Below are 22032 nucleotides of genomic sequence, written 5' to 3' on the forward strand. Positions count from 1 at the left end.
TCAGTTTGCGTTTGAATCGCGCATCAGCGCTTCGATCTCGTCGGCGGCGACGGGCACCTCCCGCGTGATCAGCTCGCAGCCGCTTTCCGTGACGATGGCGTCGTCCTCGATGCGGATGCCGATGTTCCAGTACTGCTCCGGCACATCTTCGGCGGCGCGCACGTAGAGACCCGGTTCGACCGTGAGCGCCATGCCGGGGGCGAGCATGCGCCAGGGACGCGCGCCTTGCTCGTCGAGCGGGCCGTCGGCCTCGCGATATTCGCCCGCGTCGTGCACGTCCATGCCGATCCAGTGCCCCGTGCGATGCATGTAGAAGCGTGCGTAGGCGCGTTGCGCGAGGACGTCTTCGACGCTGCCGAACTTTGTCTTGTCGAGGATGCCGGTATCGAGCAATCCTTGCGACAACACTTTCAACGCCGCCTGATGCGGTGCGTCGAAGCTCACGCCGGGGCGCGTCGCAGCGACGGCTGCGGCCTGGGCCGCGAGCACGATGTCGTAGAGCGCTCGCTGTGCAGGCGTAAAGCGGCCGCTCGCGGGGAACGTGCGCGTGATGTCGGATGCGTAGCCGTCGAGTTCGCACGCGGCGTCGATGAGGATCAGGTCACCTTCGCGCGCGACTGCGTTGCCCGCCGGATAGTGCAGCACGCAGGCGTTCGCGCCCGACGCGACGATCGAACCGTATGCCGGCGCCTGCGCGCCGTGTCGGCGGAATGTGTAAAGCAGCTCGGCTTCGATCTCGTACTCGCGCATGCCGGGGCGACATGCGCGCATCGCGCGGCGATGCGCTTCGGCCGAAATCGATGCCGCGCGGCGCATGATGGCGATTTCGTGCGCGTCTTTTACGAGGCGCATCTCGTCGAGAATCGGCAGCAAATGCTCCGCGCTGGCGGGCGCGCGCACGCCGGTGCGGCTCTGCGCGCGCACGGCGGCAAGCCAGTCGCGCACTTGCGCATCGAGTTCTTCCGATGTGCCCAGCGCGTAGTGCAGCGCGGGCTTGTCGGCTATGAGCCGGGGCATTTCCTCGTCGAGCGCATTAATGGGGAACGCCGCGTCGAAACCGAAGGCGTCGCGCGCGGCGTCCGGGCCGAAGCGAAAGCCTTCCCACGTTTCGCGTTCCGCGTTTTTCTCGCGGCAGAAGAGGATCGATGCGGGCTCGCCTTCCTTCGCGCTCGCGTTCAGGACGAGCGTCGCCTCGGGTTCGTTGAAGCCCGTCAGATAGTAGAAGTAGCTGTCGTGCCGGAAAGGGTAGTCCGTGTCGCGGTTGCGCATGACTTCCGGCGCGGTCGGCACGATGGCGACGCCGCCGCCTCGCGCACGCAGCGCGGCGAGCACGCGCTCGCGGCGCGCGCGGTAAATATCGACGGCGATGGGACTGGCGAGTTCGGTCGGTGAGTTCATGCGCCGATTGTAGCGCCGGCTTCGCGATCACGGCATCTGGCCATTCGGCATAGGCCGAAACGCATCCGGGACGACGCCGTATTGCCCGTAAATCGGCCTATGCCATTCGGCCGAATGGTTTCACGCGCGCCGCCGCCGCATACTTGTTTCGAAGGCGGCGCGGACGGCGGCGCGGTTCATTCGCCGGCGGGACGATTGCGCACGCTGCCCGCGATCAGATCGAAGCGGAACAGCCGGCATTCGAGCGCGCCATTGAAAAGCGGCGTCTTCGTCGATTCACGCAGCCGCAACAGGCCCGGCAGCTTGCGGTCGGACGTGAGCACGTATGCACGCCAGCCGGGAAAGCGCTGCTTCAGCGCGTTGCCGAACGAGACGAAGAATTCCGTATCGGCCGGATCGGGCTGCGCGCGGGCGAATGCGTCGTCGTCCTCGCGGCGGGAGCGCGGCGTATCGCGGATCTCGCCGCGCGGACCGCGCCCGCGCACTTCGATCCGCTCGCCGTACGGCGGATTCGCGAGAAGGATGCCCGGCGCGTCGGTCGGCGGGACCATGTTGCGGGCGTCGATCTGCTTGAGCGACAAATCGGTGATGCCCGCGCGGCCAAGGTTCGCGCGCGCTTTTTCGAGCATGTCGCCGGAAATGTCGCTGCCGAAGATGCTCAGCTCGGCTTGCGTGGCGCGGGCGGCACGGCGTTGTTCGAGAGCGGCCGTCTTGAGCTTCTGCCACATGCCCGGATGAAACGGCTTCAGCTTTTCGAAGCCGAAGCGCCGGTCGTTGCCCGGCGCGATGTTGAGCGCGGTTTGCGCCGCTTCGGCGAGGAAGGTGCCGCTGCCGCACATCGGATCGAAAAGCGGCGTGCCGGGCGTCCAGCCGGTGAGGCGCAGGATGCCGGCCGCGAGATTTTCGCGTAGCGGCGCGGCGCCTTTGTCCAGACGCCAGCCGCGCTTGAAGAGCGGTTCGCCGGAGGTGTCGAGATAGAGCGTGCACTCGTTCACCGTGAGGAACGCGAACACGCGGACGTCGGGCTGCGCGGTATCGATGCTCGGACGCGCGCCGGCGACGTCGCGCAGGCGGTCGCAAACGGCGTCTTTCACGCGCAGCGTAGTGAATTCGAGGCTCTTCACCGGCGATTTGATCGCGGTCAGATCGACGCGCATCGTCTGGCTGGGCGTGAACCATTGCTCCCAGCGTTGGCGATGCGTGAGTTCGTAGATGTCCTGCTCGCTGCGATACGGGCCTTGCGCGACTTTCAGGAGCACGCGGCTCGCGATGCGCGAATGCAGGTTCGCCGCCATGCCCGCGACCCAGCCGCCCCGGAAATGAACGCCGCCGGGCACTTGCGCGCCGACGATCAGCGATCCTCCGCCTGACAGCGGCGCGTTCGCCACATGACGCTCTCCGATCTCCGAAAGCTCGGCGGCGAGCGGCGCTTCGAGACCGCGCGGGCAGGGGACAAACCAGTCGAAGAGTGGGGAGGACATGAGCTGCTTTGAGGGACGTTTAAAGGCGGTATTGTACGCGCGTGCTTCACTGGGCCCGGACGTCGTCGCTCGATGCAGACAAACCCGCGCCATTTGCGATGGCGACGGATACGAACCGTCGGCCGATCGTTTCCGTCGTGCCGAATTCGGAAAGTTCGTCTGTTGCTACGTCGGCTAGATCTCCAGAGTTTGATTTGGCGAAACCCGCCAATCAAAGGAGATTCCATGCCGAACGTGTACGTTGAACCACTTCCGAAGCATCGCGAGGGAGCAATCGAAGGCTACGCACTCGAACTCTCAGCCACGCTACGACTGACCACCGTGGACTACAGAACGCAAGCGGAAGCGATAAAGGCCGCGCGAGCTAACGGCCATAAACCTTTGGTCGCTCGTGTGAGAAAAACGGACAAGGGCAATCCGGATCACTGGCGGGCAGCAGATTAAGTACGAGCCTTTGACCTTGCAGCCGCGCCCGGAATCCACCGGGGCGCGGCTGTCGGACCAGGCGGATGGTTATTCCACCGCCTTCATCATGTCCTCTACCACCTTCTTCGCGTCCCCGAACACCATCATCGTCTTGTCCATATAGAACAGTTCGTTATCGAGCCCGGCATAACCCGCCGCCATCGACCGCTTGTTCACGATGATCGTCCGCGCCTTGTACGCTTCGAGAATCGGCATCCCGGCGATAACGGACTTCGGATCGGTCTTCGCGGCGGGGTTCACCACATCGTTCGCCCCGAGCACGAGCACCACATCCGTCTGACCGAACTCGCTGTTGATGTCCTCCATCTCGTGCACCATCTCGTACGGCACTTCGGCTTCGGCCAGCAGCACGTTCATGTGGCCCGGCATCCGTCCCGCGACCGGGTGAATCGCGTAGCGCACATCGATGCCTTTCTCGACGAGCTTGTCCGTGAGCTCCTTCAGCGCGTGCTGCGCGCGCGCCACGGCAAGACCGTAACCCGGCACGATCACCACGCTTTCCGCATTGCCGAGCATGAACGCGGCGTCATCGGCGGAACCGGACTTGACCGGACGCTGCTCCGTCGAGCCGCCCGCAGACGCACCGCCCGCCTCACCGCCGAAGCCGCCGAGAATCACGTTGAAGAACGACCGGTTCATCGCCTTGCACATGATGTACGACAGAATCGCACCCGACGAACCCACGAGCGACCCCGCGATGATCAGCATCGGATTGTTCAGCGAGAAGCCGATGCCCGCCGCCGCCCAGCCCGAGTACGAGTTGAGCATCGACACGACCACCGGCATGTCAGCGCCGCCGATCGGAATGATGATCAGCACGCCCAGCGCGAACGCGATGATCGTCATGATGATGAACGGCAGCCACGACTCGGTGAGCATGAAGATCACGCCGAAGCCGATCATCGCGATGGCGAGCAGCAGATTGATCAGATGCTGCCCCGAGTACACGACCGGCGCGCCCTGAAACAGCCGGAACTTGTACTTGCCGGACAGCTTCCCGAACGCGATGACCGAGCCCGAGAACGTGATCGCGCCGACGAACGTGCCGATGAACAACTCGACGCGATTGCCGTACGGAATCGGCTCGCCGAGCGGCGCGAGACCGAACGCGGCCGGTTCGGCGACCACGCCATACGCGATACACACCGCCGCAAGACCGATCAGCGAGTGCATCGCCGCGACGAGCTCGGGCATCTTCGTCATCTCGACTTTCGCCGCGATGTACGCGCCCGCGCCGCCGCCGACGATCAGCGCGACGAACAGCAGTGACAACCCGAGCGCCAGATTCGCTTCGAGATACGCGGCCTGCTTCACGATCAGCGCAAGCGTGGTGAGAATGGCGATCGCCATGCCGACCATGCCGAACGTGTTGCCGATACGCGCGGTCTTCGGATTGGACAAGCCCTTGAGCGCCTGGATGAAACACACCGAGGCGACGAGATACAGAAGGGTGACGACGTTGAGGCTCATTTACGCGCCCTCCTTGACCGCAAGCTTCTTCGGCTCTTTCTTCTTGAACATCTCGAGCATTCGCCGTGTGACGAGAAAGCCGCCGAACACGTTCACCGCCGCGAGCAGCACGGCGAGCGTGCCGAAGAACTTGCCCGCCACGCCGACCGTGAGGCCGACCGCGAGCATCGCGCCGACGATGACGATCGCCGAAATTGCGTTGGTCACGGCCATCAGCGGCGTATGCAGCGCAGGCGTGACGTTCCACACGACGTGATAGCCGACGTAAATGGCCAGCACGAAGATGATGAGGTTGATCACCGTGTGATTGATGACATCCATGTGCGTCTCCGTATCGGCGTTAAGCGGCCGCACGCGTGACTTGCCCATCGCGGCACTGGAGCGTGGCCGCGACGATGTCGTCCGCGAGGTCGATGTTGAGCGTGCCTTCCTTGGTGATGATGAGCTTCAGGAAGTCCAGAAGATTGCGGGCGTAGAGCGCGGAGGCATCGGCGCCGACCATCGAAGCGAGATTCGTGTGGCCGACGATATGCACGCCGTGCTTCATCACCACCTGATCGACTTCGGTGAGCGGGCAGTTGCCGCCTTTGCGTCCCTCGAACTCGGGTCCGCGACCGGCGGCGAGATCGACGATCACGGAGCCCGGCTTCATGTGCTTGACCGTTTCGATGGAGATGAGCGTCGGTGCAGGACGGCCGGGAATCAGCGCCGTCGAGATGACGATATCCGCCGCCTTCGCACGTTCGTGCACCTGCGCTGCCTGCCGCGCGAGCCAGCTTGGCGGCATCGGACGCGCATAGCCGCCGACGCCGACCGCAGCCTCGCGTTCCTCATCGGTTTCGAAGGGCACGTCGACGAATTTCCCGCCGAGCGATTCGATCTGCTCTCGCACGGCCGGACGCACGTCGGATGCTTCGACGACCGCGCCGAGACGCTTGGCGGTGGCGATCGCCTGCAAGCCCGCGACGCCCGCGCCGAGCACCAGCACGCGCGCCGCCTTGACGGTGCCGGCGGCGGTCATCAGCATCGGCATGAAGCGCTGGTAATACTGGCACGCGATCAGCACGGCCTTATACCCGGCGATGTTCGCCTGCGACGACAGCACGTCGAGACTCTGTGCGCGCGTGGTGCGGGGCGCGGCTTCGAGCGCGAACGCGGTGACGCCCGACGACGCGAGCCGCGCGGTGTTTTCAGTGTTGAAGGGATCGAGCATGCCGATGAGCACGGCGCCCGGTTTGAGCATCGCCAGTTCGCTTTCGCTCGGCGATTGCACCTTGAGGACGATTTCGGCGGAAAAGGCCGTGGCCGCATCGACGAGATCCGCGCCCGCTTGCGCGAAGGCATCGTCGATATAGCTTGCCGGCAAGCCCGCACCGCTCTGGACGGAAACGCGATGTCCTTGCGTGACGAGCTTTTTGACCGTTTCGGGCGTAGCGGCGACGCGCGCCTCGTTCGCCCGCGTTTCAGCAGGCACTCCGATGTGCATCTTCAAATCCTCCTGTCTTTGTTGCCCTATTCGCCCCGGGGAAGGGTTAGGAAGGCTTAAGGCTGAGTAGTTATTTCAAATGCTGGAACTAACGGCTATCGCAACTGTAACCGAAGATTGCACCCGCAAGGATCCGATCCGGCACTTGTTCCATCCGCCCCACGTCAGCGCTTACCCCTAGAACGGGACGCGCGGGATCGTCGCCGGGACGGTAAAATATCTCGCTATGAAATCAGACACTTGGGCCCCGCACGTTACGGTGGCGGCAATCGTCGAGCGGGACGGAAAATTTCTCGTCATCGAAGAGCACACGTCCGCAGGGCTGCGAATCAACCAACCGGCCGGTCACCTCGAAGCGGGCGAAACGCTCGTCGAAGCGGTGATCCGCGAGACGCTCGAAGAAACGGCGCATCGCTTCGAGCCCGAGGCGCTGGTCGGCGCGTATATGACGCACTTCGCGCGACCGGGCCGCGACGTCACGTATCTGCGGTTCACGTTCTGCGGCAAGTCGCTGGGCGAAGAGACCGATCGTTCTCTCGATAAAGGCATCGTGCGCGCGATGTGGCTCACCGCCGACGAGTTGCGTGCGGCCGTCGAGCGGCATCGGACGGCGCTCGTGATGAAGTGTGTCGACGACTATTTATCCGGGCGGCGCGTGCCGCTCGATTTCATTCATACGCATTCGGTCGCGCCGGTGGTGCGGGCGTGATATCCCTATGAGCAAGCGAAGAGTGGTAGTGGGCATGTCGGGCGGCGTGGATTCGTCCGTGACGGCATGGCTGTTGAAAGAACAGGGCTACGATGTCGTCGGCCTTTTCATGAAGAACTGGGAAGACGACGACGACGGCGAATACTGCTCGACCCGGCAGGACTGGATCGACGTGGTGTCGGTCGCGGATCTGATCGGCATCGACGTCGAGGCGGTCAACTTCGCCGCCGAGTACAAGGACCGTGTGTTCGCGGAGTTCCTGCGCGAGTATTCGGCGGGCCGCACGCCCAATCCGGACGTGCTCTGCAACGCAGAAATCAAGTTCAAGGCATTTCTCGATCACGCGATGTCGCTCGGCGCGGAAACCATCGCGACGGGCCATTACGCACGCGTGCGCGAGCAGAACGGGCTCTTCCAGTTGCTCAAGGCCACCGATTCGACCAAGGACCAGTCGTACTTTTTGCATCGGCTGAATCAGGCGCAACTGTCGAAGACGCTGTTTCCGCTCGGTGAAATGCCGAAGACGAAAGTGCGCGAGATCGCCGCGCAGATCGGCCTGCCGAACGCGAAGAAGAAGGATTCGACCGGCATCTGCTTCATCGGAGAACGTCCGTTCCGCGAATTCCTGAACCGCTATCTGCCGACCAAGCCCGGTCCGATGAAGACGCCCGACGGCAAGATCGTCGGCGAGCATATCGGGCTGGCGTTTTATACCTTCGGGCAGCGCAAGGGCATCGGCATCGGCGGCGCGAAGGACGGCAGCGGCGAGCCGTGGTTCGTCGCCGGCAAGGACATGGCGATGAACACGCTCTACGTGGTGCAGGGCCACGATCATCCGTGGCTTCTGTCGCCGACGCTCGTCGCGGGCAATACGAGCTGGGTCGCGGGCTTTGCGCCTGAAGAGGGCGCGGCGTGCGGCGCCAAGACGCGGTATCGGCAGCAGGACGCGGCGTGCCGCTTCACGCATGCGGACGACGGCCGCTTCGCTCTTCATTTCGACGACGCTCAATGGGCCGTCACGCCGGGACAGTCCGCCGTTCTTTATCAGGGCGATGTGTGTCTGGGCGGCGGCATCATCGAGCACGCGGCGGCGGGACGGGAATCGACGCAAACAGCGGCGCTTACCGCCGCGCGCTAGCATCGCCGGCAGCGATCGGACGACAAGCCCTGACTTCGGTCAGGGCTTTTTAGTTTCCATCGGTTCGATAAAAGCTTTTCGATAAAAACTTTTTGATACAAGCGCTTGACCGTCTATCTAGTGATAGATAAATTACGCACGTCGACTTCATGGGCAATGAGGCAAACGGACAAAATGGACAAGAACACGGTACGCGAAGCGCTTTTGGATCACGCCCAGACCTTGCTGATGACGCGCGGATACAACGGATTCAGCTATCGCGACCTGTCCGGTCTGGTCGGCGTGAAAACCTCCAGCATCCACTACTACTTTCCGACCAAGGAAGATCTCGCGCTCGAAGCCGTGAACGCATACAGCGCGGACGTGATGTCGTCGATCTATGCGATCGACAGCTCCGCCCCCGCCGACAAGAAGCTCGATCGGTATACGAAGCTGTTCGGACGAATCATCGGCGGCGGCAATCAGATTTGCCTGTGCGGCATGCTCGCGGCGGACATCGAATCGCTGCCGGATAAGGTCCGCCACGTCGTGCAGTCGTTCTACAAGGCGAACGAAAACTGGCTGGCGAAAGTGCTCGCGGAGGGCGAGGCGCAGGACACGCTCGATGCCGGTGGCAAACCCGAGGCCGCGGCGCGCACCTTGTACGCCGCGTTCCAGGGAAGCCTGCTCGCCTGCCGCCTGTTTCAGACGCGCGCGCGTCTGGAAGAGATCGCCGACGCCTTTCGGCGGTAGATAAGGCTGTGGATAACCTTGTGAGAAACCGGTGAATTTACGGTTGGTTATCTATCGCTGAATAGATAGATTTTGACGGACCAAGACAGTTTCCCGAGCGGCACCGTCTTTTCGTCCGTCGATATGGCGAAAGGCCGGGTGTTTCGGGAAGAAAGCGCCTGCATCGGACATTGAATAGTCGTATTGCAATTCAATATCTATCTAGTAGTAGATGCGGCTTAAAAGCTTCCGCCCCGCAGGCATCGCGGGCATTCCAGCGCTCCGGCCTCGCGATCAGACCGGCGCGGTATCCACAAACGATTGCCGCTGCGAGATACGCGCGTAGTACTTGTCGAGATTCGGATGCGCATCCCGCCAGTTCAGATCGGGCATGCGGAAGTCGAGATAACCGAGCGCGCAGCAGCACGCGATATCCGCGAGCGTGAAGCGGTTCGCCGAGCACCACTGCTTCGAGCCGAGACCGCGCGCCATCGCGCGCAGGCCGTCCTCGATCTTGTGACGCTGGCGCGTGGTCCATTTTTCACTGCGATGCGTTTCTTCGCGCAAGACGCCTTCGAGACGGATCAGCACGGCGGCATCGAGCATGCCGTCGGCGAGCGCTTCCCAGCAACGCACTTCGGTGCGCTCGCGGCGCTCCTGCGGCAGCAACTTGCCGACAGGCGTAAGCGTGTCCACGTACTCGCAGATCACGCGCGAATCGAACACCGCTTCGCCGTCGTCCAGAATGAGGCACGGCACTTTGCCGAGCGGGTTGTAGTCGTGGATCTTCGAATCGGATGCCCAGACGTCTTCGAGCACCAGTTCGCAATCGATCTTCTTTTCCGCCATGACGATCCGCACTTTGCGGACGAACGGGCTGGGATGCGAACCGATCAGTTTCATCATCTAATTTTCACGTTTGATTCGGAATGCGGGCGACGACGATCTTAACCGGGCGCGCACGAACCATCGGCAAATTAGAGATGGCTTGCGTCGCCGATGTCGTCTGCCGACAACATGAGGCGCGCCCGGCGCGGCGTGGATCATTGCGCGCTGGCAGTTGTCGCGCCGTTCGTGGACGGACACGGCAGAACCGGCGCGGCTGCGGGCTTCGCGTTCGCGTTGTTCTTGCCTTTCGCGGACGCGACCGGCGCGCTCGTCGTCGAGGGAAGCGCGCTCAGGCTGCGCACGCCCGCGGAGATCGCGGAGGCGAGCGTATCGACCGCCTTGCGATGACCTTCGACGAGCGCGTCGTAACCCGCGTCCACGCGTTCCTGCGCGACGGTCCGGCATGTCAGCACCGTATCCGATCCGGCGGCGCGCACGCTCCACACGGCGTCGATCACAGCCTGCGAGCCGGGCCAGGATTCGAAGCGCCGCACGTTCACCTTCACGCGATACACCGGCACCGATTCCGGATGTGGCGTGCCATAAACGTCGATCGCGCCGAGCTGCTGCGTGAGATCGGCGGACAGCGCGCGCCGCACTTCGTCGCCGGGCAGCGACGCCCAGCGCTCGTCTTCGAGCACGCGAACCTGCGCGGGACTCGTCTGCACCACCAACTGATTCTTCGTGACCTGCTGCGGCACGTCGACGGGCGCGAGCTCGAAATAGAACGACGCCTGTGTGGACGGCACGGGACGCGCATCGCCGCCGCCGAGCGTGTAGAAACGGCTCGCCGGCGAAGCGCAGGCGGCGAGCATCGCCGATGCGCTCAGGGTCAATATCAACGAGCCGAACTTCATGGTTTGTCTCCCGATTTTCCGCGCAAGAGCGATTCCGGATGGCGTTCCAGATAATCCGCGAGCGAGTTGAGCGATTGCAGCGTACGCGTGAGCTCCTGCAGCGCCTGATGCACGTCCGACTGAAGCGGCGAGTCCGATTGCAGCGTCGACTGCGCCTGGCCGAAGGTCTTCTTCGCCTGCGTGAGCGTGTCGCGCATTTCCGGCATGACTTCCTTGTCGAGTTTGTCGAAGAGCGCGTTCGCGTTCTTCAGCGATCCGTTCAGGTTGGTGCCGATCTCGTCGAACGGAATCTTGTCGATCTTGCGCGCGATATCGGCGATCTGCAGTTGCAGTTCGTCGAGCGTGTTCGGCACGGTCGGCAGTTCGAGCGGATCATTGGCGACATTGACCTTCGCGGGCGGCGCCTTCGGGAAGAAGTCGAGCGCGATATACAACTGGCTCGTCAGCAGGTTGCCGGTGCGCAACTGTCCGCGCAGACCGCGCTTCACGAGCAGTTGCAGCATGTCCTGACTCGCCGTCGTACCTTGCTCCGGCAGCGCCTGCTTCGCGCGTCTGCCGAGACGATCGGGATAGAGATCGATCGTGACCGGCATCATGAACGCGTGCGATTTCGGATCGTATTGCACGCCGATGCCCGTGACCTGCCCGAGCACGATGCCGCGGAAATCGACCGGCGCGCCGACCGACAGCCCGCGCAACGACTGATTGAAGTTCATCACGACATGAACCGGCTGGCCATCGGGATCGCGCATCGCGTCGGCCTGATCGCCGGCGAGGCGGAACGTGGTGTTGTTTTGCGCCTGTGGTCCAGACTGCTGGTTCGGCGGCGTCTGGAACGCGATGCCGCCCAGCACGACCGTCGCGAGCGATTGCGTGTTGAGCGTGAAGCCGCTCGAATCGAGCCGCAGATCGACGCCGCTCGCATGCCACCAGCGCGCGTTGCTGCCGACGTACTGATCGTAGGGCGACGTGACGAACACCTGCAGCGTGACGCCGGTGCCGTCCTTGTCGAGCGAGAATGCGACGACCTGTCCGACCTGCACGCGCCGGTAGTAGACCGGCGAGCCGATATCGAGCGAGCCGAGCGACTCGCCGTGCAGCGTGAACGTGTGCCCCTTCTGGTCGCCGGTGACGGCGGGCGGTGTCTCCAGCCCGATGAAGTAAGTCTGGTCGTCGGTGGACTTGCCTGCATCGACGCCGATATACGCTCCCGACAGGAGCGTCGACAGACCGGTCACGCCGCTTGCCGCGACGCGCGGGCGCACGACCCAGAAGCGCGTGTCCTTGACGGCGAAATCGGTGGCTTCCTTGGTGAGCTGAACGTCGACGAGCACGCGCGAATGATCCTTCGACAACGTGATGGTCTTGACCGTGCCGATATCGACGTCCTTGAACTTCACCTTCGTCTTGCCCGGTTCGAGGCCTTCCGCGCTCACGAAGCTGATGGTCACGGTCGGTCCGCGGCTCGACACCGTCTTCACGACGAGAATCACGCCGATCAGCGCCGCAACGAGCGGAATGACCCACACCAGCGAGGGCAGCCAGCGGCTGCGCGGCTCGATCACGGGATCGGGCAGGTTCGGCGGCAGGCCGCCGCCTTTGCCTTTGTTGCCGTCGCCGGGGTTGTCTGACGGCGGCGCCGGCTGCTTCGGGTCGTTCGGACCTTGGGCACTAGTCATATTTCTTTCCTGACGGTTCGATGTTGTCCCACATGAGGCGCGGGTCGAATTGCATGGACGCGATCATCGTCAGTACGACGACCGATGCGAACGCGAGCGCGCCCGGCCCCGGCGTGATGACCGCGAGCGACTTGAAGCGCACGAGCGCGATGGTGAGCGTGATCACGAAGACGTCGAGCATCGACCAGCGGCCGATGCCTTCGACGATGCGAAACAGCGTCGTGCGCTGACGCGGCCGCCAGATGGAGCGCCGCTGCACGCTGATGGTGAGAAAGCCGAGCGTGGCGAGCTTCAGCATCGGCACGAGAATGCTGGCGACGAAAATCACCGCGGCGAGCGGATAGTCGCCGTCGTTCCAGAAGAGCGCGACGCCGCTCATGATGGTGTCGTCCTCGGAGCCGAGAATCGACGACGTGTGCATGATCGGAAAGAGATTCGCCGGGATATAAAGGATCGCCGCGCTGATGAGCAGCGCCCAGGTGCGCGCGATGCTGTCGGGATGGCGCCGGTGCACCACCGCGTCGCAGCGCGTGCAGCGTTGCTTCTCGACGGTGCGCGCGAGCGGCTGCACGAGCCCGCATGCATGACACGACACGACGTTCGCGCGCGACGCCGTGGTGTAGTACGTCTCGCTGGCTTGCTCGCCGGTGGCCGGATCGATCGGATCGTTCACGATTTCTGCCTCGCTTCAGAGGGGATGCGCTTGCGGCCGTTCGCGCGCTGTGTCGCGTCGCGCCGGCCGAGTTCGGTCGCGATGTCCCAGAGCGCGCGCGGATCGAAACTCACGACGACCGCGAACATGAGCGTCAGCGCGCCGAACGCGAAGAGCGCCGCTTCGGGAATCACGCGCGCGATGCTGACCATCTTCACGAGCGTGACGAGCACGCCGAGCATGAAGACTTCAATCATTCCCCACGGGCGCACGAACTGAATGCCGCGCAGCAGCGCGTTGAAGCCCGGCGGAACGTAGCCCGAGCGCAGCGGCAGCAGCACATAGAGCAGCGCGAGCAGTTCGCACAACGGAAACAGAATGGTCGAGCAGAAGACGAGCACCGCCATCAGTTCCATCTGCTCGTTCCACAGCGCGACGATCGCGCCGATGAGCGTGGTCTGCGACGTAAGGCCGTTCGCATCCAGTTCGACGATGGGAAAGCCCTGCGCGATCACGAACGTGACGAGCGCCGCCAGCGTCATCGCGCAGATTTTGTCGAGGTTCGACGAGATGCTGCGATAGAGCAGCGATCCGCATCGCGGACATTTCGCCGAAGTGCGCTGAGGCAGCGCACGTTTATGGAAGAGCGCGTCGCATTCGTGACACGCGATGAGATCATCCGGTTCGTTCGCGTTCATGGTCGAGGCCCGAGACTTGTCGAGCATAGTGGTCGGGCGCCGCGAAGGCCGGCTCCGACGGAGCTTAGCAAGCCGTGGGCCAGCACAAAAAGTAACAGCATGGTATCAAATGGCGAGTCGCTGACGGATGTGGCGGGATGCTTCGTGCGTGCGGAATGAAATCGCCACTCCGCTCGTTAATACATTGATGCCGGAATCAAGCGCGGATCGCGCCGCTTGTTCGCGCCTTCATCGACCGTTGCACGCGTGGAATAGTTCGTTGCATGCGCGGCACCCGAAGGCTCCGCAACATGGTTCGAAAGCCTGCAAAGCCGCGCCGGGACTGGCTTTGCGGGTTCGGTGCGGGCTTTTTCGCGCGCGCTGGCAATTCGTTATCGTTGATGTAGCATGGCGGCCTTGAACACCTGTCGTCGGCTGGCGACTGGGCAGGGCAACATCGAACATATGAGGTGAAAGGAAAATGGAAAGCACCGCTCGCATCGCGGCGACGCCGCCGGCGCAACGCTACAGCGCCACGGCGATCGGGCTGCATTGGCTGATCGCGTTGTTGATCGTGTGCGGCTTCTGGCTCGGCTGGATCATGACCGACATCCCGGGGTTCACGCCGACGAAGCTCAAATACTTCTCGTGGCACAAGTGGATCGGCGTGACGGTGTTCGCGCTCGCGCTGTTGCGCCTCATCTGGCGCGCGACGCATCAGGCGCCGCCGATGCCCGACGGCATGCCGCGCTGGCAGCACAACGCGGCGAATCTCGCGCATTTTTTGCTCTACGTGCTGATGCTCGTCATTCCCGCGTCCGGATATCTCTACAGCTCGGCGGCCGGCATCCAGGTGGTCTATCTCGGCGTGCTGCCGCTGCCGACGATCATCGGTCCGGACAAGGCGCTGAAGGCAACGCTGCGCATCGTGCATGTCGCGCTGAACTATACGTTGCTGTTCTTCGTCGTGATGCACGTGCTCGCTGCGCTGAAGCACCATTTCGTCGATCGCGACGGCTTGCTCGCTCGTATGCTGCCGTTCCTCAAGTAAGCGCATCGCATTGTTTCTTCGCCGTTGGCAGGGCGTTTCCCGGCGGCTGATTGTTATCGCGTTCTAATGATTTCCAATACCGGTTTGTTCGATCGGACCGTTTGAATAGGGCACACATGAAAGTGAAACTCAATCGTTGGATGCTGGCTACGGCGGCTTCGCTTGCTCTGGTCGCCGGCGCACAGGCGCAGGTGGATGCGAGCAAGAGCACGGTGATCGCCACCTCGAAGCAGATGAACGTCCCCACCGACGGCAAGTTCAACAAGTTCAGCGCGCAGATCGCCTTCGATCCGGCGAAGCCGACCGCGGGCACGGCGAACATCACGATCGACACCGGCAGCTACGACCTCGGCGACGACGACTACAACAAGCAGGTCCGCGGCGCGGAATGGTTCGATGCAGCCAAGTTCCCGACGGCGACCTTCGTCTCCAGCGCGATCGCGCCGGCGGGTGGCAACAAGTACAACGTGACCGGCAAGATCACGATCAAGGGCAAGTCGCAGACGGTCACGGTTCCTGTGACGGTCACGCAGCAGGGCGCGACTGAAACCTTCGACGGCGCGCTGCCGATCAAGCGCACCCAGTTCGATGTCGGGACGGGCGAATGGAAAGACACGTCGATCGTCGCGGACGACGTCGTCATCAAGTTTCACATCGTTGCCGCGAAGAAGTGAGCGGCGGTTTTGTCACACACGCATATTCAGCGTACTTAGTTAGTCAGGAGAAGAACTTGAAAAAGCTTTCGATCATCGCCGCGGGCGCGGTTGCACTGGGTCTGTCGTTCGGCGCGATGGCTGCCGACACGTACAAGCTCGACCCGAATCACACGTATCCGAGCTTCGAAGCCGATCACTTCGGCGGCGTGTCGACGTGGCGCGGCAAGTTCAACAAGAGCAGCGGCGAAGTCACGCTGGATCGCGCGGCGAAGACCGGCACGGTGAACGTGACGATCGACCTGTCGTCGGTCAACACGGGCAATCCGAAGCTGGACGAGCATCTGCAAAAGGCCGAGTTCTTCGACGTCGCGAAGTATCCGACGGCCGAGTACAAGGGCACGTCGATCAAGTTCGACGGCGACCAGCCCTCGGAAGTCATCGGTACGCTGACGATGCACGGCGTGACGAAGCCGATCAACCTGAAGGTCGAGAGCTTCAAGTGCTTCGTGAATCCGATGATGAAGAAGGAAGTGTGCGGCGTGGAAGCGACGACCACCTTCGATCGCGGCGACTTCGGAATGGACTACGGCAAGTCGTATGGTTTCAGCCTGAAGACGGTGCTGCATATTCAGGCCGAAGGCGTGAAGCAGTAAGTTCGACGCCTCAATGCAAAGCGGCCGGTCTGCGAAGACCGGCCGCTTTTTTACGCCCCTGCGAAGTGCGTGCGCTTCAAACCTGCGCGCCCGCGTTCGGATCGTTCGGGTCGAACTTGTCCTTCTTGTCCTTCACGAGATCCTCGCGCTTCACGCCGAACCACATCGCGAGCGCCGCCGCGACGAACACCGACGAATAGATACCGAACAGAATACCGACGGTCAGCGCCAGCGCGAAGTAATGCAGCGTCGGGCCGCCGAAGAAGAACATCGACAGCACCATCATTTCCGTACAGCCGTGGGTGATGATGGTTCGCGACATCGTGCTCGTGATCGCGTGGTCGATCACTTCCCGCACCGTCATCTTGCGCTGCTTGCGGAAGGTTTCGCGAATCCGGTCGAAGATAACCACCGACTCGTTCACCGAATAGCCGAGCACCGCGAGAATCGCCGCCAGCACGGACAGCGAGAACTCCCACTGGAAGTAGGCGAAGAAGCCGAGAATGATCACCACGTCGTGCAAGTTGGCGATGATGCCCGCCACCGCGTACTTCCATTCGAAGCGGAACGACAGATAAATCACGATGCCGATCACCACGCACGCAAGCGCGAGCAGGCCATTCGTCACGAGTTCCTTGCCGACCTGCGGACCGACGAACTCGACGCGCTGCAGCTTCACTTCGGCGTTGTCGGTCTTGAGCGCGGTCATCACCTGATCGCTCTGCTGCGCGGACGTCAGGCCCTGCTTGAGCGGCAGACGAATCAGCACATCCTGCGACGTGCCGAAGTTCTGCACTTGCGCGTCGGGGTAGCCGAGCCTCGACATCGACGCGCGCACCGGTTCGAGCTGCGCGGCTTGCGGATACTGCACTTCGACGACCGTGCCGCCGGTGAACTCCACCGACAGATGCAGGCCGCGATGCATGAGGAAAAATACGGCCACGAGAAACGTCACGAACGAAATCACGTTGAAGATCAACGCGCGTTCCATGAACGGCAAGTCGCGGCGAATACGGAAGAATTCCATTGTCTATCTCTCCGGACTCAGCGGAATCAGCGGGACTCGCCCGGTTTCTGTTGATCGATGCCGGGGCCCGAACGACGGCGCACCGTCGGCTTGCCCGAGCGCGCCTGCGCCTGAGGCGCCGGGCGCGGCGCGGCCACTGCCGTCTTCGTCTTGCCCTTCGCGGTCTTCACGATTTCGTCGACAGGCGATTCGTCGCCGCGCTGTGCCGCGAGATAGGCCGCCGCGGCCGCTTCGGCGTTCGCGCCTTCCGGACGCCACACCTGACCGATCGCGAGCGACTTCAGCTTCTTCTTGCCGCCGTACCACAGGTTCACGAGCCCGCGCGAGAAGAACACCGCCGAGAACATCGACGTAAGAATGCCGATACAGTGCACGACCGCGAAGCCGCGCACCGGACCCGAGCCGAACGCGAGCAACGCGAGACCGGCGATCAGCGTGGTGACGTTCGAGTCGAGAATCGTCGCCCAGGCGTGCTTGAAGCCTTCCTGAATCGCGGTCTGCGGCGGCGCGCCGTTACGCAGTTCCTCGCGGATACGTTCGTTGATCAGCACGTTCGCGTCGATTGCCATACCGAGCGCGAGCGCGATAGCCGCGATGCCCGGCAGGGTCAGCGTCGCCTGCAAAAGCGAGAGCACCGCGACGAGCAACAGCAGATTGACCGACAGCGCCAGCATCGAAAACACGCCGAACAGCAGGTAGTACGCGATCATGAAGATGGCGATCGCGGCGAAACCGTAGGTCACCGAATCGAAGCCCTTCTTGATGTTGTCCGCGCCGAGGCTCGGGCCGACCGTGCGTTCCTCGATGATGTCCATCGGCGCCGCGAGCGAACCGGCGCGCAGCAGCAGCGCGAGATCGGTGGCGGCTTGCGGCGTCGGCTGGCCGGTGATCGAGAAGCGGTCGCCGAGTTCGGACTGGATCGTCGCGACCGTCAGCACTTCGCCCTTGCCCTTTTCGAACAGGACCATGGCCATCGGCTTGCCGATGTTGTCGCGCGACACCGCCGACACCGCGCGGCCGCCGGCCGAGTCCAGACGGATATTGACCGACGGGCGCTGATGCTCGTCGAAGCCCGCCGATGCGTCGATGATGCGGTCGCCGGTGAAGATCACCTGCTTGCGCAAGAGCACGAGGCGGTCGCCCTGCTTGAACGCTTCGTCGCCGGGGGGCACCGCGTCGTTCGGGCCGATGTAGGTGTTGACCGGATCGGCCAGGCGCGCTTCGAGCGTCGCCGTGCGGCCGATGATGTCCTTCGCCTTCGCGGTGTCCTGCACGCCCGGCAGCTCGACCACGATGCGGTCCGAGCCCTGCTGCTGGATCACCGGCTCCGCGACGCCGAGTTCGTTCACGCGGTTATGCAGCGTCGTGATGTTCTGCTTGAGCGCGCTGTCCTCGACGATCTTCTGCGCGTCCGGCGAGAACGTGCCGACCACCTGGAAACCGTCGCCGCCCTGGCGCGTCGTCCATTGCAGTTCGGACACGCCCGTCTGGAGCTGCGTGCGCGCGCTGTCCGCGCTCGCCTGATCCGAGAAGTTCACGACCACTGATTGCCCGACGCGGTTCACGCCGCCATCGCGGATATTGCGATCGCGCAGATAGGTGCGCGCGTCGGCGGCATCGGAATCGAGCTTCTTGTTGAGCGCGCCGGCCATGTCGACCTGCAGCAGGAAGTGCACGCCGCCGCGCAGATCGAGACCGAGGTACATCGGCAGCGCGTGCAGCGCCGTCAGCCAGCGCGGCGAGGCGCTCTGCAGATTCAGCGCGACGATGTACTGCGGATCGGTCGGATCGGCGTTCAGCGCCTTCGAGAGAAGATCCTTCACGTGCAACTGCGTGTCGGTGTCCTTCAGGCGCACGCGGATGTTCGCGTTCAGCTGCGAGTTATCGAAGGTGACTTCGTCGGCCTTGATGTTGCTCGCGGCGAGCGCGGCTTCGACGTTCGCAAGCGTCGAGGAATCGAGCTTGACCGTCGCCTTGCCGCTCGACACCTGAACTGCAGGCGCCTCGCCGAAGAAGTTGGGGAGCGTGTACACGAGACCGATGACGAGCGCCACCAGCATCACGACATACTTCCAGAGGGGATAACGATTCATGGGAATGGCCGACCGGAAAGTTGGCTTCGGAGGAGAGGGCGTCCGGCGTTATGCGCGATGAGCCGGTCGTGAAGACTCGGACGGCTCGGTGAGCGAGGCCGCGCCGGACGCGGTGGAACGAGTGGCCTTACAGCGACTTGATCGTGCCCTTCGGGAGAATGGTCGTCACGGCAGCCTTCTGGATGGTGATTTCCGTGCCTTCGGCGATTTCGACGCCCACGTAAGCATCCGTGACCTTCGTGACCTTGCCGACGATGCCGCCGTTCGTCACCACTTCATCGCCCTTGGCCATGGCGGAGAGCATGTTGCGATGCTCCTTCTGACGCTTCATCTGCGGACGGATCATGATGAAGTACAGCACCGCGAACATCAGGATCAGCGGCAGGAAGCTCATCAGGCTCGATTCCGCGCCACCCGCGGTAAGGCCTTGTGCATAAGCATTGGAAATGAACGACACGTTGGTCTCTCCGTTAAAACGTCACAAATACGTTCGAAAAACTCGAATGGAAATTAGCCCGGTATTCTACCACTCGCGTATGCCGCGACACTCCGGGAATGCGCTTTGCCATCAAGCCGTTACGACGCGCTTTCCCGGACTTTCGCGGCATTTCTCGCAAGCGGTAGAAAGGCGATTGTAATGCTTGCCGCGCCGTTTCAAGACCTGGCCTAATCGACTCCGCGCGCCCGATTCTCCGCAAAGGTCTTGCGGAACGCTTCGAACGTATGATTTTCGATCGATTCCCGCACTTCGCCGATCAGCTCCAGGTAGTAGTGCAGGTTGTGAATCGTGTTCAGCTGCGCGCCGAGAATCTCGCCGACGCGATGCAGATGATGCAGATAGCCGCGCGTGAAGTTCCGGCACGTGTAGCAGCCGCAGCTTTCGTCGAGCGGCTTCATCGAGTTCTTGTGCGTCGCGTTCTTGATCTTGAGATCGCCGAAGCGCGTGAAGAGCCAGCCGTTGCGCGCGTTGCGCGTGGGCATCACGCAGTCGAACATGTCGACGCCCGCCGCGACGCCCGCGACGAGATCCTCCGGCGTGCCGACGCCCATCAGGTAATGCGGCTTGTCCGCCGACAGCTTCGGGCCGATGTGATTCAGCACGCGCATCATGTCTTCCTTCGGCTCGCCGACCGACAGCCCGCCGATCGCGAAGCCATGAAAACCGATGTCGGAAAGACCGGCGAGCGATTCGTCGCGCAAGTCTTCGAACATGCCGCCCTGCACGATGCCGAAGAGCGCGTTCGGGTTGCCGAGCTTGTTGAATTCGTCGATGGAGCGCTTCGCCCAGCGCATCGACATGCGCATCGAATCCGCGGCGTCCTTGTGCGAAGTCGGAATGCCGTTGGTCGAGTAGGGCGTGCATTCGTCGAACTGCATGACGATGTCGGAGTTCAGCACCTTTTGAATCTGCATCGACACTTCGGGCGACAGGAAGAGCTTGTCGCCATTGATCGGCGACGCGAACGTGACGCCTTCTTCCGTGATCTTGCGCAGTTCGCCGAGCGAAAACACCTGGAAGCCGCCCGAATCGGTCAGAATCGGCCGGTTCCAGCCCATGAACTTGTGCAAGCCGCCGTGCGCGCCGATCACTTCCAGCCCCGGACGCAGCCACAGGTGGAACGTGTTGCCGAGGATGATCTGCGCGCGAATCTCTTCGAGTTCGCGCGGCTGGATCGCCTTGACGGTGCCGTAGGTGCCGACCGGCATGAAGATCGGCGTCTCAACGACGCCGTGATTGAGCGTGAGACGGCCGCGGCGCGCCTGGCCGTCGGTCGTCAGCAATTCGAACTTGAGCCCGTTCTCGGGCGGGGTATGGGTTGCGGTCATTTGAATTCCTGCCACTGGAAAACAGTCCAGCGCATTGGTTAAAAATCTAGTCGCGGCGCGTCAGCAGCATGGCGTCGCCGTAACTGAAGAAACGGTACTTCTCCTCGATCGCGTGCGTGTACGCATCGCGGATCGTTTCCATGCCGGCGAACGCGGACACGAGCATCAGCAGCGTCGACTTCGGCAGATGGAAGTTCGTCACGAGCCGGTCGACGACGCGAAATCCGTAGCCCGGCGTGATGAAGATATCGGTTTCGGCCTGCGTCGCCGCGAGCGGCCGGCCGGCTTGGGCCGCATCGCGCGCGGCGGCTTCGAGCGCGCGCATCGACGTCGTGCCGACCGCGATCACCTTGTTGCCGCGCGCCTTCACCGCCGCGATGCGATCGACGAGCGATTGCGGCAGGTCGTACCACTCGCTGTGCATCTTGTGCTCGGCGATGTTCTCCACGCGCACCGGCTGGAACGTGCCCGCGCCGACGTGCAGCGTCAGCGTCGCGCGCTCGACGCCGCGTGCATCGAGCTCGGCGAAGAGCGCGTCGTCGAAATGCAGGCCGGCAGTCGGTGCGGCCACCGCGCCCGGATTCGCCGCATACACCGTCTGATAGCGCGTTTCGTCGTAGGCGTCGGCGTCGTGCTCGATATACGGCGGCAGCGGCAAGCGCCCGTATTGCTCGATGAGCGTCAGGCATTCGGCCGGAAAGTGCAGCGTGTAGAACGGCTCGACGCGTTCGCCGACGGTCACATCGAATGCATCGGCGAGGCGGATCGTGGTGCCTTCACCCGGGCTCTTGCTCGCGCGAATCTGCGCGAGCGCCGTGGTCGCGCCGGTCAGCCGCTCGACCAGCACCTCGACGCGCCCGCCGCTGGCCTTCTGGCCGAAGAAGCGCGCCTTCAGGACTTTGGTATCGTTGAACACCAAAAGATCGCCCGGCGCGATCAGATCGGGCAGTTCGGAGAAACGCCGGTCGATCAGCGTAGCGGGCGTGGCGCGGTTGTCCACCTCGAGCAGTCGGCTCGCGCTGCGCTCGGCGAGCGCGCTCTGCGCGATCAGCTCGGGCGGCAGATTAAAATCGAAATCGGAAAGCGTGAACAT

22 protein-coding genes are annotated in these 22032 nt (G+C 63.1%); 7 read left to right on the forward strand and 15 right to left on the reverse strand.

What is annotated here, in order from left to right; genetic code table 11:
• Both IAG25_RS26640 and IAG25_RS26645 read right to left on the reverse strand, forming a co-directional pair.
• Window positions 1-1398 carry an aminopeptidase P N-terminal domain-containing protein gene (locus tag IAG25_RS26640; RefSeq protein ID WP_187607500.1) on the reverse strand — a complete coding sequence of 466 codons (1398 nt, stop codon included), beginning with the start codon at window positions 1396-1398 and terminating at the stop codon, window positions 1-3.
• Between the two features lie 176 nt (window positions 1399-1574).
• On the reverse strand, window positions 1575-2879 hold the full coding sequence (locus IAG25_RS26645) for a THUMP domain-containing class I SAM-dependent RNA methyltransferase (protein ID WP_035497699.1): 1305 nt from the start codon (window positions 2877-2879) through the stop codon (window positions 1575-1577).
• A gap of 225 nt (window positions 2880-3104) precedes the next feature.
• On the opposite strand from IAG25_RS26645, the gene IAG25_RS26650 reads away from it, so the two are divergent.
• On the forward strand, window positions 3105-3323 hold the full coding sequence (locus IAG25_RS26650) for a hypothetical protein (RefSeq protein ID WP_075583800.1): 219 nt from the start codon (window positions 3105-3107) through the stop codon (window positions 3321-3323).
• 69 nt (window positions 3324-3392) lie between these two features.
• On the opposite strand, the gene IAG25_RS26655 is transcribed toward IAG25_RS26650, so the two are convergent.
• From IAG25_RS26655 to IAG25_RS26665, 3 genes are read right to left on the reverse strand one after another with little or no spacing between them, the layout of a single operon-like run.
• Entirely contained in the window at window positions 3393-4835 is a 1443-nt protein-coding gene (locus tag IAG25_RS26655) for an NAD(P)(+) transhydrogenase (Re/Si-specific) subunit beta (RefSeq protein WP_187607501.1), read from the reverse strand.
• Complete coding sequence (locus IAG25_RS26660) at window positions 4836-5156, reverse strand: NAD(P) transhydrogenase subunit alpha (RefSeq protein WP_035497951.1); 321 nt, start codon at window positions 5154-5156, stop codon at window positions 4836-4838. It abuts the gene before it with no gap.
• A gap of 19 nt (window positions 5157-5175) precedes the next feature.
• Entirely contained in the window at window positions 5176-6321 is a 1146-nt protein-coding gene (locus tag IAG25_RS26665) for a Re/Si-specific NAD(P)(+) transhydrogenase subunit alpha (protein ID WP_035497703.1), read from the reverse strand.
• Window positions 6322-6547: 226 nt separating this feature from the next.
• Between IAG25_RS26665 and IAG25_RS26670 the strand changes: the two genes are divergently transcribed.
• The 3 genes from IAG25_RS26670 (at window position 6548) to IAG25_RS26680 (ending at window position 8900) form a co-directional block, all read left to right on the forward strand.
• Window positions 6548-7030 carry an NUDIX hydrolase gene (locus IAG25_RS26670; RefSeq protein ID WP_187607502.1) on the forward strand — a complete coding sequence of 161 codons (483 nt, stop codon included), beginning with the start codon at window positions 6548-6550 and terminating at the stop codon, window positions 7028-7030.
• 7 nt (window positions 7031-7037) lie between these two features.
• Window positions 7038-8168 carry a tRNA 2-thiouridine(34) synthase MnmA gene (gene mnmA, locus IAG25_RS26675; protein WP_187607503.1) on the forward strand — a complete coding sequence of 377 codons (1131 nt, stop codon included), beginning with the start codon at window positions 7038-7040 and terminating at the stop codon, window positions 8166-8168.
• Between the two features lie 174 nt (window positions 8169-8342).
• Window positions 8343-8900: a TetR/AcrR family transcriptional regulator gene (locus tag IAG25_RS26680; RefSeq protein ID WP_187607504.1), complete on the forward strand. Its 558-nt coding sequence runs from the start codon at window positions 8343-8345 to the stop codon at window positions 8898-8900.
• Between the two features lie 273 nt (window positions 8901-9173).
• Here IAG25_RS26680 and IAG25_RS26685 read toward each other — a convergent pair whose 3' ends face one another.
• The 5 genes from IAG25_RS26685 to IAG25_RS26705 form a co-directional block, all read right to left on the reverse strand.
• Window positions 9174-9785: a glutathione S-transferase family protein gene (locus IAG25_RS26685; RefSeq protein WP_187607505.1), complete on the reverse strand. Its 612-nt coding sequence runs from the start codon at window positions 9783-9785 to the stop codon at window positions 9174-9176.
• Between the two features lie 137 nt (window positions 9786-9922).
• Window positions 9923-10624, reverse strand: a complete 702-nt coding sequence (locus IAG25_RS26690; RefSeq protein ID WP_187607506.1) for a PqiC family protein — start codon at window positions 10622-10624, stop codon at window positions 9923-9925.
• The gene (locus IAG25_RS26695; protein WP_187607507.1) at window positions 10621-12303 is read right to left on the reverse strand and encodes a PqiB family protein; all 1683 of its coding nucleotides are present in this window, start codon (window positions 12301-12303) and stop codon (window positions 10621-10623) included. Before IAG25_RS26695 ends, IAG25_RS26690 begins: the two co-directional genes overlap by 4 nt.
• Window positions 12296-12976, reverse strand: coding sequence for a paraquat-inducible protein A (locus IAG25_RS26700; protein ID WP_187607508.1), 681 nt, complete (start codon window positions 12974-12976; stop codon window positions 12296-12298). Before IAG25_RS26700 ends, IAG25_RS26695 begins: the two co-directional genes overlap by 8 nt.
• On the reverse strand, window positions 12973-13653 hold the full coding sequence (locus IAG25_RS26705; RefSeq protein ID WP_187607509.1) for a paraquat-inducible protein A: 681 nt from the start codon (window positions 13651-13653) through the stop codon (window positions 12973-12975). The genes IAG25_RS26700 and IAG25_RS26705 overlap by 4 nt, the downstream gene beginning before the upstream one ends.
• Before the next feature lie 460 nt (window positions 13654-14113).
• On the opposite strand from IAG25_RS26705, the gene IAG25_RS26710 reads away from it, so the two are divergent.
• The 3 genes from IAG25_RS26710 to IAG25_RS26720 all read left to right on the forward strand — a co-directional run bounded on the left by IAG25_RS26710 (window position 14114) and on the right by IAG25_RS26720 (window position 15992).
• Complete coding sequence (locus tag IAG25_RS26710; RefSeq protein ID WP_187607510.1) at window positions 14114-14683, forward strand: cytochrome b; 570 nt, start codon at window positions 14114-14116, stop codon at window positions 14681-14683.
• 116 nt (window positions 14684-14799) lie between these two features.
• Window positions 14800-15357 carry a YceI family protein gene (locus tag IAG25_RS26715; RefSeq protein ID WP_187607511.1) on the forward strand — a complete coding sequence of 186 codons (558 nt, stop codon included), beginning with the start codon at window positions 14800-14802 and terminating at the stop codon, window positions 15355-15357.
• A gap of 56 nt (window positions 15358-15413) precedes the next feature.
• A complete protein-coding gene (locus IAG25_RS26720; protein ID WP_187607512.1) occupies window positions 15414-15992 on the forward strand; it encodes a YceI family protein in 579 nt (192 codons plus the stop codon).
• Between the two features lie 76 nt (window positions 15993-16068).
• On the opposite strand, the gene secF is transcribed toward IAG25_RS26720, so the two are convergent.
• The 5 genes from secF to queA all read right to left on the reverse strand — a co-directional run bounded on the left by secF (window position 16069) and on the right by queA (window position 22032).
• The gene (secF, locus tag IAG25_RS26725; RefSeq protein WP_187607513.1) at window positions 16069-17019 is read right to left on the reverse strand and encodes a protein translocase subunit SecF; all 951 of its coding nucleotides are present in this window, start codon (window positions 17017-17019) and stop codon (window positions 16069-16071) included.
• Between the two features lie 26 nt (window positions 17020-17045).
• On the reverse strand, window positions 17046-19112 hold the full coding sequence (gene secD / locus IAG25_RS26730) for a protein translocase subunit SecD (RefSeq protein WP_187607514.1): 2067 nt from the start codon (window positions 19110-19112) through the stop codon (window positions 17046-17048).
• Between the two features lie 127 nt (window positions 19113-19239).
• On the reverse strand, window positions 19240-19569 hold the full coding sequence (gene yajC, locus IAG25_RS26735; protein WP_035497714.1) for a preprotein translocase subunit YajC: 330 nt from the start codon (window positions 19567-19569) through the stop codon (window positions 19240-19242).
• Between the two features lie 209 nt (window positions 19570-19778).
• A complete protein-coding gene (gene tgt / locus IAG25_RS26740) occupies window positions 19779-20939 on the reverse strand; it encodes a tRNA guanosine(34) transglycosylase Tgt (protein WP_187607515.1) in 1161 nt (386 codons plus the stop codon).
• Window positions 20940-20985: 46 nt separating this feature from the next.
• A complete protein-coding gene (gene queA, locus IAG25_RS26745) occupies window positions 20986-22032 on the reverse strand; it encodes a tRNA preQ1(34) S-adenosylmethionine ribosyltransferase-isomerase QueA (RefSeq protein WP_187607516.1) in 1047 nt (348 codons plus the stop codon).

Source organism: Caballeronia sp. EK (assembly GCF_014384845.1).
In the GTDB taxonomy this organism is placed as follows: Bacteria; Pseudomonadota; Gammaproteobacteria; order Burkholderiales; family Burkholderiaceae; genus Caballeronia; species Caballeronia jiangsuensis.